This is a genomic window from Dysgonomonas hofstadii, assembly GCF_014196915.1.
In the GTDB taxonomy this organism is placed as follows: Bacteria; Bacteroidota; Bacteroidia; order Bacteroidales; family Dysgonomonadaceae; genus Dysgonomonas; species Dysgonomonas hofstadii.
Window position 1 is genome coordinate 98,771 of record NZ_JACIEP010000009.1, and the last position, 11,898, is coordinate 110,668.

The 11,898-nt window shown below is 40.0% G+C and carries 9 protein-coding genes; 1 reads left to right on the plus strand and 8 read right to left on the minus strand.

Annotation, left to right across the window (positions count from 1 at the left end; translation table 11 throughout):
- Positions 1-18: 18 nt before the first annotated feature.
- The 7 genes from GGR21_RS13160 to GGR21_RS13190 are packed head-to-tail and all read right to left on the minus strand — an operon-like array spanning position 19 to position 9,425.
- On the minus strand, positions 19-915 hold the full coding sequence (locus GGR21_RS13160; RefSeq protein WP_183307699.1) for a hypothetical protein: 897 nt from the start codon (positions 913-915) through the stop codon (positions 19-21).
- Positions 916-964: 49 nt separating this feature from the next.
- Entirely contained in the window at positions 965-2,188 is a 1,224-nt protein-coding gene (locus GGR21_RS13165; RefSeq protein WP_183307700.1) for a porin family protein, read from the minus strand.
- Between the two features lie 25 nt (positions 2,189-2,213).
- Entirely contained in the window at positions 2,214-3,731 is a 1,518-nt protein-coding gene (locus tag GGR21_RS13170; RefSeq protein ID WP_183307701.1) for a M14 family zinc carboxypeptidase, read from the minus strand.
- 11 nt (positions 3,732-3,742) lie between these two features.
- On the minus strand, positions 3,743-5,068 hold the full coding sequence (locus GGR21_RS13175) for a porin (RefSeq protein WP_183307702.1): 1,326 nt from the start codon (positions 5,066-5,068) through the stop codon (positions 3,743-3,745).
- Complete coding sequence (gene iadA / locus GGR21_RS13180) at positions 5,058-6,203, minus strand: beta-aspartyl-peptidase (RefSeq protein WP_183307703.1); 1,146 nt, start codon at positions 6,201-6,203, stop codon at positions 5,058-5,060. Before iadA ends, GGR21_RS13175 begins: the two co-directional genes overlap by 11 nt.
- Positions 6,204-6,216: 13 nt before the next feature.
- On the minus strand, positions 6,217-7,587 hold the full coding sequence (gene dcuC, locus GGR21_RS13185) for a C4-dicarboxylate transporter DcuC (protein ID WP_183307704.1): 1,371 nt from the start codon (positions 7,585-7,587) through the stop codon (positions 6,217-6,219).
- A 17-nt stretch (positions 7,588-7,604) separates the two neighbouring features.
- A complete protein-coding gene (locus GGR21_RS13190) occupies positions 7,605-9,425 on the minus strand; it encodes a leucine-rich repeat domain-containing protein (RefSeq protein WP_183307705.1) in 1,821 nt (606 codons plus the stop codon).
- A 189-nt stretch (positions 9,426-9,614) separates the two neighbouring features.
- On the opposite strand from GGR21_RS13190, the gene GGR21_RS13195 reads away from it, so the two are divergent.
- On the plus strand, positions 9,615-11,135 hold the full coding sequence (locus GGR21_RS13195; RefSeq protein ID WP_183307706.1) for a hypothetical protein: 1,521 nt from the start codon (positions 9,615-9,617) through the stop codon (positions 11,133-11,135).
- Between the two features lie 23 nt (positions 11,136-11,158).
- On the opposite strand, the gene GGR21_RS13200 is transcribed toward GGR21_RS13195, so the two are convergent.
- The gene (locus tag GGR21_RS13200) at positions 11,159-11,824 is read right to left on the minus strand and encodes a 4Fe-4S binding protein (RefSeq protein ID WP_246348075.1); all 666 of its coding nucleotides are present in this window, start codon (positions 11,822-11,824) and stop codon (positions 11,159-11,161) included.
- Positions 11,825-11,898 lie beyond the last annotated feature (74 nt).

An 11,898-nucleotide genomic window follows, 5' to 3' on the forward strand; every position in this document is an offset into this window, starting at 1 on the left:
ACTAGTATTTATTATTAATTAATCGAAGAAAATGCTCGCCGCATCTTTTGCCATTGCCGCCTGCTCGTGGGCTACATTGGGAACTTTCCGTAATTTCCAGTTGAATTGATACCCACTCACCTCTGCCATTGCTTCGCTGTTTTCATAAAAATATTGTCCTCTGGCATAACGGTGGTCTCCCTGCACCATTGCCTCAGATGTTGTACGTAGCGATGAGTCGTTGGGGTCATTATCCTTTTCCCCCAGATGAACAGTCATGTCTGTTTTTAATGCTGAAATTACATCTGTTCTCGAGAGCTGTGTGTTCTTCAATCCGTAAGGAAATTCGACATTGAACAACGGCATTGTATACCAGCCAGCATTCGCAGCAACAGCCTTATCTATTTTTGCATTCGGATTGAATAATACATACCGGTGTACAAACTGCGAGCCGGCCGAGTGTCCAAACAGGTTATACTTAGCATTTTTATTTCCGGTCTCCGATTTGATATATTCAAAAAGAGGTTCGATCAGTGAAAAAGTCCATTTCTCCTTATCGACAAATGCCCCCGATTTGTCAATAACATTTCCTGTGATATACTCGTCGCTGGTATAATATTTCTCGGGAAACTCGATTGAAAACACCATGCATTGGTGGTCCTTTGATATCTCTGTCCAGGGAAGGATGTAATTATCCGCATCCCTGTTGGTTCCCGGGAAAACAAAGATAACCGGCATTGTAGACATATCGCCATCGCTTATCGAATAATAGATATTCACAGGTTTGTCTTTCAAAGGAGTGTATGAACTGTATTCGAATCTACCGTTACCATTTGTTATTACACCTCCGGGATTATTATCTATTCCATCATCGTCGTTACTACACGAGAATAGCATTAAGACAGAGAATAATATGACGTGAAATATATATTTCATTACTTATCAATTAAGTATTTAATGATGGTTATTATCGATTTATTATTATTTAAAATATTACCTGTAACAAAAGCTCTGCCTGTATATGGTTTCTTATATTGTTTTCTTTTTTATAATCGAGGTACGAAAAACCACCTTGTATTTTCAACCTGTTATCGACAAAATATTTTGTAAGGGTAACATCGTAAGCGCTCACATCTTTCAGTACTGATTCTGAGTCTTCATATTCGGGCTTGATCTTGGTATAACGGAGGTCTAAAGCAAATCCGTTACGCAGGGCATAACCCATTTGTATATTATAGCTATCGCCCAGGTAAAGGAAAGAACTAATGTCACCGGGAAGTAATTCCCCTGTTCCGTTAGTTGCTGTATGAAGCCCTTTAATGCGGGTAGCAGACGTATTACCATATTCGCCTAATAAAGAGAATCCCTGGAATTTGAACATGATATCAGCATATAATTTACGGTAATCCGGTAATTTTTCTTTTCCTTCGGCAGTGTACAGGGCGAAATCACCGTGCCCTTCTCCAAAAGCGTTGCTTACACCCGAATTATAACTTCCAGCCACACCGACTTTGACCTTAGGACTCTTTTCGTGAGCCAGATCGGCACCTATCTTATCGTTTCCCGGGGTAAACATTCCCAAAGGAGCTATATCGAAACGTCCGCCATATTTCAAACCACCTTTATCGACATCGGTAGAGCTAGATCCAAAAGAATTACGCCCGTCACCAGTTGTTACAGCAAATTGAGGTAATATACCAACGTTTCCCAACATGAACTCACTTTCCAGAAACAATCCCAGTTCGCGGCCTGTACTAGCCAGATTGCGGCTCATAATGCTGCGATCAACCATCGACAGCCTGTTTTCGAGGAATGTCATTTCCCTGTTATTGGTAAAGGTCTGCTTTTGCCCTGCACTGATCGTCAGGAATTTAATCGGCTTATAAGCGATCCAAGCATCCAGCAAAGGCTTACTATCTGCAAAATCGAGTTGTAAGAGGAAGCTTACCTTCTCCTTTTTGGCATTTCCAGCCAGCGAAAGATAACCGTATTTTATATCGAACCGGTTTTCGGCCTTAGAGCCTTCATCTTTCAGGTATTGCGCTCCAGCTTGTATAAATCCGCCGAGGTTGAATGTGTAATCGCCATCATTTAATTGTATGTCCAGACCATTTCCCAGCCTGAAGTCTGCTTTTCCGTGAGATTTCCCCTGTGCGAAAATACCTCCTGATATCAGAACTGAAATACATATAATAAATATTTTTTTCATAATTATAGTGTTTTGTTTTTTCGATTTAATAGTTATTCATAATCCGGTATACAGGTAGTTCTTCATCTTGTTTTACCGGTAGAAGATGGTAGCGTACAAATCCGTTTTCGGCTTCGGGTTCAAGAACCATTGCCGCCAGATTGCTGTTGCGCTGGTTCATCTTTACAATGAATGAACCTTTGGGTAAATAAAACTTCTTCTGTATAATATCTGTTTTTACAATTTGTTCGTAAAAACCTTCAAATTTTTCTTCACTTTCCCTGTAATCCTTTATAATATATGCTTCTGCATCTATACTTTTGGCATCATCTAACGTTTCTACCGATATTCCCAGATCCCTCAGCTTATCGGCTAAAATGGTCTGGTTTGGCATCAGTGCGTATGCATATGGTCTTTTCCTTACAATCCCTTTTTTGCGTTTTGCAACATCCCGTACCGGGATTTCCACATCGATCAATTTATTTTCATGAATATCAATGAATGGTATTGTGCGTAGTTCTTCTGTCCGGCGCTGGGTAACGATAATGTCTGTGTTTGCTTCTGTAGACTTCTTTATTGCAGATCTGATTTCCGCTGCTTTTTCATCGGCCGTTTTCAATGTATTAAGGGCTATCAGGTAGGCTGTATATACCCTACGCTTGAAATTAGCCTTACCTATATTAGTTCCCCTGACTTCTATCAGTAACGATACTGTATTGGCCAAACCAAATGCCGTCGCAGAAGAGCGGGGACTGCCTCCACCCATGTTCAAATGGACTTCACCGTTTTGCTCACTGGAGGTGAAATATTTACAATGAGTAAGGTTATTTTCATCCAATGCATTTTCCAACAATGGAAGATACGTTTTGCTGACAAAATTCTTCAGAGGTTTTTGATAATTGGGATTTTCACAATATAAAAACATAACGTCTGCATAACCCGACACCCCGAATTTACCATATTTAAGATAGTCAACCCGAAAAGGATTATATTCGTGAAGATCTAATTCCACATCTGGTGCAAAGTCATTGAAAAACCCGCGTAAAGCCTGATTTTCGGGTGTTGCCAGTTTACTCATATCTCTGTTCAGGTCGAGCCCGCCTGCTGTCTGTCGCCTCAGCTTATCTCCCCCGTCTATATTTATCATTGGCAGAATGGCGATATCGAGTTTATCAGCGTATCCGGATACATCCGGATCATTTATCAACCTGTCCAGCAGGAATAACAAAGCTTCCGTACTTCCGGGTTCATCGCCATGCACACGGCCTGTAAACATAACCTTTGCTTTTGCGTTTTTATTTTTTCTGAATACAATAGCGGGAATTTTCTTGCCTTTCTGGCTTACTCCAATATATTGCAGTGAAATATAATCTTTACCTGCAATTGTCTTTTCCACATATTTTATCAGTTCTTCGTAATGTATATACCCTTTCTGCTGAAAAGAGGGCGTATTTATCTCCACATCAGGAGCAGGGAAGAACTTCTTAATCATTTTTCCGGGTTGCTGTGCCATAGCTACTGAAACCATGCAAAACAGCGTAAAAAATATTTTTAGTCTCATCATAGTATTTGTATTTAAAATGAAACCTGTAAAAGCGTCTGAAATATCATCTCATTCTTATTTTCCATATCGTTGCCGAGCAGATTACGGCTGCCATCCCTTGCATCTGCATAAATAAAAGATGCCTGTACTTTCACCGCATGTGAACGGGTAAGATATTTAGCTGCCGATATTTCATAAAAATTACGGCGGTTGTTGTATAACGTATTATGCATATACGAATCCTTATCCGGTTTCAGGTGTGTATATCTTGCACCTACCAGAAATAACTGCGGGAAAAGGTAAGAAGCTTCTATATTAAATCCCGAACCGAGCATCATGCGCCCTTTTACATATTCTTCTACTCCTCCTTCGAATGTTGTAGCCAATGTGCCGTCGTTGCGTACACGATACATTATATCATCAGGAACGCCAGCCCATGTTTTTGCATATTCGCCGAGTATGGAAAACCCTTTATACTTGAAAATGAAATCAGCTACCAGTTTACTGTAAGACGGTAAAGAAGGTTCCTCATTTTCATCGAGGTACATGATCGACCCTGTGGTACGTCCCCCACGGCGGTCGCTAGTTGCATTGTTGTAGCTAAAAGCTGCTCCGACAGACAGTTTTGGAGTTAATTCCCTAACCAGATCAGCGCCGCGGAATTCTCCGAATTCACGAAAACGCCCGAGTGGCAGATAGTTGAGGCGTCCGCCATATTTAAGGCCTCCGGTACGCTTTCCTTTCGAAAAACTTCCGTCACCGTCGGTTATAATAAGTGAAGGACGCAGATAGGAATTGTTACCAACCCTTACAGTTCCTTCAACAAAAACTCCTACTTCACGAATTGTACTGAACGCCGAAGACAATTTACTTCTATCTACAAAAGCAAGGGTGTTTGAGCCTATTGTCATCTCACGACTGTCTGTACCCAATGATCTCTGCCCTATACTTATATTCCAGTTCGATCCAGGATTGTATCTTATGTAGGCATCTTTAAGAATGCTGTTGGCTTCTTCTTCGCCCGCCAGCGATTCTGAAAAATCAGCGGATAAAACATAAGATATCTTTTTACTGAATGCATCACCGGATAGACGAAGACGGGCTCTGCGTATGCGGAAGCGGTGGTGGGAATCATCTTCGCCTCCTTCGTAAAAACGCGAATCGGATTGAGTCTGGACAAATCCGCGCAGGTTTATGCTATAACTTTCGCTGTTGGACTTCATCGTAACACCCTCGCCTAGTGTATATTTGTCGAAAGTGATGCCATCCTGAGAAAACAGATGGGCAGGGAGAAGCAACAGTAACAGGCTAACTAATTTTGTTACGTTTCTCATATATTTAGATTTTTTATTTTTCATAAGTACCTTTTTTAAGGATTACCTTGTCTTTCATCATCGTTTCCCCTTTTGCAATAACATCACATAGTGTGTAATCATCTTCGAGGAAACAAAAGTCGGCATCGTTACCTACAGCTATTGTGCCTTTGTATGGCAAAGACAGGTTCTTAGCAGGACTGCTTGTTATCAGTTTAAATGCTTCGGATGTATTTACGCCGCCTTCGTTTATTAGTTTGACAACCTGTTTGAAATTAAGATCGATAGGAGCTTTCCTGTACCCTGTAATTTCCCCTTCTTCATTCTTTATCATTACGCCGGCATTCCCATCACTACTGAAGGTTATGTTATCCATAGATACACCCTGATCCAAAGCTAATAACACCTGCTTGTAAGGTTCATCGAATTTCGTGCCTCCTGTCGAGATATCAATCATACCACCTAACCGGGCAAAACGGATCGCTTCATCGAACAGTGGACGGGTACGCCCTACATGAGTAGGAGATATGCGACGGATAGGCGCCTGGTATTTTTCAACGAGCTCTAATAAGAGAGCCATACCCGATTTTTGTCCTCCCAGATGTACATGAAGTATTGCTTTCTTCTGAGATAAGAGACCGGCGACTTGGATATCACCTAACAATCGTAACAGCTCTTTAGCATCTGGATAAGAAGATCGCTCATCGCTGATAGCGATCTTACAGCCTATAATCTTATCTACAAACATTATATCCTGCCGTACATCACCAGTAATGGTTATTGGCGGATACGCAAAATAACTGGTCAACATATAGGTAGAAATACCTTCCTGCTCCAGTCCCTGTATTTTTGCATACAGGTTTTGCAGGCTTTTTGTTGTCCCGTCTGTTCCCAGTAATCCCATTACTGTAGTTGTCCCGCATGCAATGAGTTCGCCCATTTCGATAGGTGGAGTCATAGAAGCATATCCTGTTTGACCGCCTGCACCTGTAACATGAATGTGCTGGTCTATAAAACCAGGGAATACCATTTTGCCCTGAGCATCGATAATCTCCACATCAGAAAGATTAATGTCGATTTTATCATCTATCTGTAATATTTTTCCTGCACCTGTCAATATATCTTTATGTCCTATATAGTAAGGTGTATATACATTAGCGTTCTTTATTATTTTCATCATGTTTTTCAGCTTTTTATATTGAAATGGAATGATATACAAGGATAAAGATCAATCCTGTAACCAATGGTATCAGATTTCTCTTTGCGAGGTCGAAAGCCGATACTCCCGCAATTTCTGATATGGCGACTATAATGCCTGCAATAGGGGAGGTAGCCCGTCCCATGCTCGATGCAAGCTGCATAGGTAAGATCATATCCGCGGCTTTAACCCCAAGTTTTGTAGCTATATCCGGTACGAGCGGCCCGAATGAGAAGAACGAGGCATTACCACTTCCCATAAGCATGGACGCAAGGAAAATAATAACGGCGATAAGGATCCCTATACCGACTGCTCCTAAACCAAGATGAGTAGATATATCTACCAGCCCGTCGATAAATCCGAGGCTTATCAGTCCAGTTGAAAATATTTCGGCAGCAACTATCAGTGTTATCACGGTTGCAAAGACTTTCCCCATTCCTTCCCAGAAGATTTTGAGTGAAGAAAATACTTCTTTTGCCTTGCGTTTACGTATCAGTTCGAATACGAAAGCGATGGTCACAGAGATAAATATAGCAGTTGTTGTATCCAGTATGATCGGATTATCGGGGAAGAGCTCTATAAAACGGGAGAATATGATCAACAGGATCAATGGCAATATCGGTAGAATAGCATAAATAAGAGGTGCATTAAGTTTAAAGTCCTCTTTTTTCACGGTTTCTTTCTCGGTCTTTTCTTTCTTATCGAAATACTTGTTGCTGAAATAATATATTATCATCAGTACAATAGTTGCCGGAATGGTAACAGGAAGCTGATCCTCGATGAAATAGGCTACATTACTCTTCCCTATAAGCTCTGCCGCACGGGCAGTGTTAGCTGAAGCCGGCCCCATATCGAATACCGTGCATGCTGATATAACCGAAACGGCAGTCAAACGGCTTACGCCCAGTCCGACCAGAACGGGATAGATGGATGCGACTAAAAGCAAACCCAATCCTGTTGCCGACGGTGTACAGATGAAAAGAAGCTGTCCGATAGGTATTACGAGAATAGAAGCCAGATATGGATACTTTTTCATTACCGATAAAGGCTGCATGGAAATATACACTAAAGCTTCACTGGCTCCTATATGTTTCATATAAGCGACAAATCCACCTATCGCCATAATCATTAGCCCTACGCCCGACAAACGGCCGATCATCGATTCCTGAATGCGGCGAAAAAGGTCGAAAAAAGCTGACCCCGTGCTTTCGTTGAGTTCGGGAACAGAAAAATTCATGAGCATACCTATACCGACCATCATCAGCCCGCAAATCATAAGAACAGCTTGCGGATGGTATTTCTTAAATAACAGGTATGCTGCTATTATTATAAACTGCAAGGATAATATTATTCCTATAATTGTCATAACTAATCAGATTTTATTTATTCGGATACTACACCTTTTGCTGTTGTTAGATTATTGAATATAGCCGCCGGAATGGAAAACGGGGCTCCCGAATGACTGGACAGATCTACTGATGTCAGGTTCACGTTTTTAGACAAATCGATCGTCGTTAGCTTTTGGGCGTCGGTTGCTTTCGAACTGGCAGTATAGGACAATGTCTTAAGCTCCGTATTTTTAGTCAAATCTAAAGAACCGATGAAATTGTTATTTAGATTCAATGTTTCCAGTTTTGTGAGTTCAGTGAGGTCTATACTTTCTACTTCATTAGATGTCAGGGTTATCCCTGTTATATTTATGAAATATTGAAGACCATCCACATTTTTTATTTTTGTACTTGCAGTACGCACTCCGGCTGTAGTTAATGTTGTTATATATGAAGCGGCTTTGCTCATATTTAATGCTCCTGTTTGAGATTTAGCAGCTTCTATATCTATATAATATTTATAAGTAGAATTCTCTTCTTTTTCACTAACTCCGGACACGTTCAGATATTTCAGGTATTCACCGAATGCTTCGTCTGCTATTTCATATTCATTACTTGCAACTTCTTCTGGCGTAACTCCTTTAGCGGTCGTTAACTGGTTATAAATAGCAGCAGGTATGGGAAAAGGCGCTCCCGGATGACTGGACAGGTCTACTGATGTCAGGTTCACGTTTTCAGACAAGTCGATCGTCGTTAGCTTTTGGGCATCGGTTGCCTTACTGCTTGCTGTATAAGAGAGGGTTGTCAGTGCTGTGTTCTTAGTTAAATCCAGCGAACCTATAAAGTTATTATTCAGATTGAGGGTTTCCAGCTTGGTCAGTTTGGTTAAATCAATGCTTTCCACTTCGTTGGAGGTTAATACTATTCCTGTAATATTTATAAAATATTGAAGTCCGTCAACATCTGTGATCTTTGTTGAAGCTGTTGCCAATCCGGCAGTTTCTAATGTATTAATGGCATTTGCCGATTTGCTCAGGCTCAGTTCTCCTGTTTGTGCTTTTGCCGCTTCGATATCGATATAGTAAGCTGTTCCTGAAGTATTGTCTACTATTTCTGTTACACCTGCCACGTTCAGGAATAACAGATATTCACCAAACGCCTCGTCCTCTATCTTATAACCTTGACTTTCACCACTTCCGTCATCTATTGTCACACCCTTAGCTGTAGTTAACTGGTTGAATATAGCCTCTGGTATAGGAAATGGTGCTCCCGGGTGATTAGAAAGATCCACCGATGTCAGGTTTACATTTTTAGACAGGTCTATCGATGAAAGCTTTTGAGTGTCGGTCGCTTTGCTGCTTGCTGTATAAGAAAGGGTTGTCAGTGCTGTGTTTTTAGTTAAATCCAGCGAACCTATAAAGTTGTTGTTCAAATTTAGTGTCTGCAGTTTGGTCAGCCGGGTCAGGTCTATACTTTCTATTTCGTTAGAAGTAAAAGTAAGCCCTGTAACATTTACAAAATACTGTAAGCCGTCTACATCAGTGATCTTTATAGCTGCAGTTGCCAATCCGGCAGTTTCTAATGTACTAATGGAGTTTGCCGATTTACTCAGGTTTAACGCTTCTGTTTGTTTCAGTGCCAAAACTGTATCTACATAGTATTTGGTTACTTCATTTCCACTTACATCTACTTTCACCTTCTTCACTCCGGCAGCTCCTAAATAATATAGATATTCGCCGAATGCTTCATTTTTTATTTCATAATTCGTATCGGTTTCGCTTGTGTCAGAAAAATCAACATCATTGGTCGAACATGAAGTTGTCAGAAAGCTGACTAAGGCCATCAGTAAGAGTTGGCAGAAGAAAAATCTTTTCATGGTATTAATAGTTTAAATTTCTTATCACAAATATATACCGACAGTTAAACAGAGCTCTTAATAAATCGTGAACAAGTCTATTAATGCTCCATTTTATCTTAATTTTTATGTATATAATTACTAAAAATACCGTTACAATCATTTTTTTGTATTAATATTGTTATACGATTAAGTCTAGTTTCAATTATAATGATTTCAAAAAAACCGATACTTCGCCTGTTATTATTTTTTACTTTATTACTAACAGGTATGGGTCTGTCTGCCGATGATAAAGCTACGCAAATAGAACAGGAAACCGTATCTGGTATAGAATTAAACAAAAATAGGTTTTTCAGATTCAATAACAGCATAAAACTATCATTCGATGCTTCCCTTCAAAAAGGTTATCAGCAATATTTGGAGTATTTGGTTCGTATTACAGATATAAACAAACAGGAAATAAACGTTATATTGAGCCTGCAAAACGATACTCCCAGCGAGTTGTTGATCATATCGAAAGATAAGCTTTCCAAACATGCAATCGGCATATCGAAAGATGAATTCCTGAATAATGTAATCCCTTTTAATTTCATTATCGACCTGAAGTCGGATCAATTGACGATCGGCATAAAAGATACGGTGCTCATAGAAAACCGTCTGGGGCTGAAATCGCATACCGATTATAAGATTGTACTGGGCACTGTTAATAACAGATATAATACAAACCAGAATACCCTTTCTTCTATAAAATTGTCCAATATTAGCTCTGATCCTGACCTTACAGGAGAGAAAGAGATAAATGAAAGTGGTAATTCCACTCTTCTTTGGGTTATTATAATCGTTATTCTAGATATTCTCATCTTTGCATACATTATAATAAAGAAGAGAAAGCAGAAGATACTGAAACGGGAACAGCAAGCTGTTATTGACGGGACAGACCCGGAGGACGATAATATAATATTCCATCCCGAAATTGATATTAATGAAATAATAAAAGTGGATAGAAGTGCAGTTTTTCTATTCAAACAGTTTGAGGTACTGGACAAAGAGAGGAATGATATTTCTTTCCGTTTCACACCATTGCTTAAAGAGTTATTCCTTATTTTACTATTGTTCTCTCAAAAAGACAGCAAGGGTATTAGCACCGGATTACTCAGGGATTTATTGTGGTTTGACAAGGAACTACAAAGTGCAAATAACAACAGGGCTGTGAATATAGGCAAACTCAAAGGCATATTGGATGCCGTGGGGGGATATGAAATAGTTTCAAATCCTCATAATATCAGGATCGAAATAAGAGATGATATATATTGCGATTATATAAGGATTATCTCTTTGCTTCATAACGAGAGTTTAAACAGGGAACAGATTCTGGAACTTGTGGCTATTGCCGGACGGGGAGCCTTTCTTCCGGAATGTAGCTATGAATGGCTCGATCCGTTCAAAGCAGAAATTTCGGATAAACTTATCGACAATCTCCTTAATCTCTCTGAATTGCCCAATATAAAAGAGGATAATAAACTGCTTGTACAAATTGCAGATACCATATTCAATATGGACGAACTTAATGAAAAGGCATTGGCTATAAAGTGTATCGCACTCGTAAATATGGGGAAACGCTCCATAGCTAATATAAGTTATAACCGGTTTTCGAAAGATTATGAAAATCTTTATGCTATGCCATATCCTATTTCCTTTTCTGAGATATTAAACCTATCCTTATTAAAATAAGCAATTCATCTATTGAAAATAGATTAACAATATCCAAATCTTTGAGGGCAGACCTCACGGCATTTCCAGCATTTCAGGTCGAGAACTCCTTTTGACACAATATAACATGTCTTGCGGCAGGCTTTTGCGTCGAGATTACCTTTACCATCGAGTGCTGATGCAGGACATGAATCGGCACAAAGAGTGCATCCTTCGCAAAAAGAATAATTTACCAAGGGATCCGACTCCAATTCCAGATCTGTCAATAATGTACTAAACCATAACAGATTACCATATTTATCGTTGCACAACAGGTAATTGCGCCCTATAACTCCAAGGCCTGCCAATTCTGCAGCATGTTTCATCGAAATATTGCCGTAAAAACCACCGTTCTTTTCGTATTTACCACCTAACGACCGAAAAACTTTTGTCCGGACTTTATGCGTTTTCAGTTCCGCAGACAGTTGCTCTGCCAGCGAATCAAGTTTTTCAACCATTCCATTGCGTATTGCGGTATAGGAGACCGTATCCAAATTAAGAGTTTCTTGGGGAAATGTACACCCCAAAACAATGACTGACCTACATGCAGGAAACTTATCGACAGGTGAATGACCTTCCGGAGAGCTCGCAAATCTGTCAGTTGCCGCCACTCCGACAACATCAGCACCTAAAGACATTGCCAGTTCTTTTATAGCCTTTTTGTCCATCATACCCACTCCCTTATAAAATAATGACTCAATATTGTAATTCGGGCTGTACCTGTTTTATAGCACAGCCCTTTTAC

Excerpts from the sequence above, each read along its gene's own strand:
- GGR21_RS13175 (WP_183307702.1), bottom strand. The coding sequence starts at position 5,068 with ATGAAAAATAAAAAATCTAAATATATGAGAAACGTAACAAAATTAGTT.
- dcuC (WP_183307704.1), bottom strand. The coding sequence starts at position 7,587 with ATGACAATTATAGGAATAATATTATCCTTGCAGTTTATAATAATAGCA.
- GGR21_RS13190 (WP_183307705.1), bottom strand. The coding sequence starts at position 9,425 with ATGAAAAGATTTTTCTTCTGCCAACTCTTACTGATGGCCTTAGTCAGC.
- iadA (WP_183307703.1), bottom strand. The coding sequence starts at position 6,203 with ATGATGAAAATAATAAAGAACGCTAATGTATATACACCTTACTATATA.
- GGR21_RS13165 (WP_183307700.1), bottom strand. The coding sequence starts at position 2,188 with ATGAAAAAAATATTTATTATATGTATTTCAGTTCTGATATCAGGAGGT.
- GGR21_RS13195 (WP_183307706.1), top strand. The coding sequence starts at position 9,615 with ATGATTTCAAAAAAACCGATACTTCGCCTGTTATTATTTTTTACTTTA.
- GGR21_RS13170 (WP_183307701.1), bottom strand. The coding sequence starts at position 3,731 with ATGATGAGACTAAAAATATTTTTTACGCTGTTTTGCATGGTTTCAGTA.
- GGR21_RS13200 (WP_246348075.1), bottom strand. The coding sequence starts at position 11,824 with ATGATGGACAAAAAGGCTATAAAAGAACTGGCAATGTCTTTAGGTGCT.
- GGR21_RS13160 (WP_183307699.1), bottom strand. The coding sequence starts at position 915 with ATGAAATATATATTTCACGTCATATTATTCTCTGTCTTAATGCTATTC.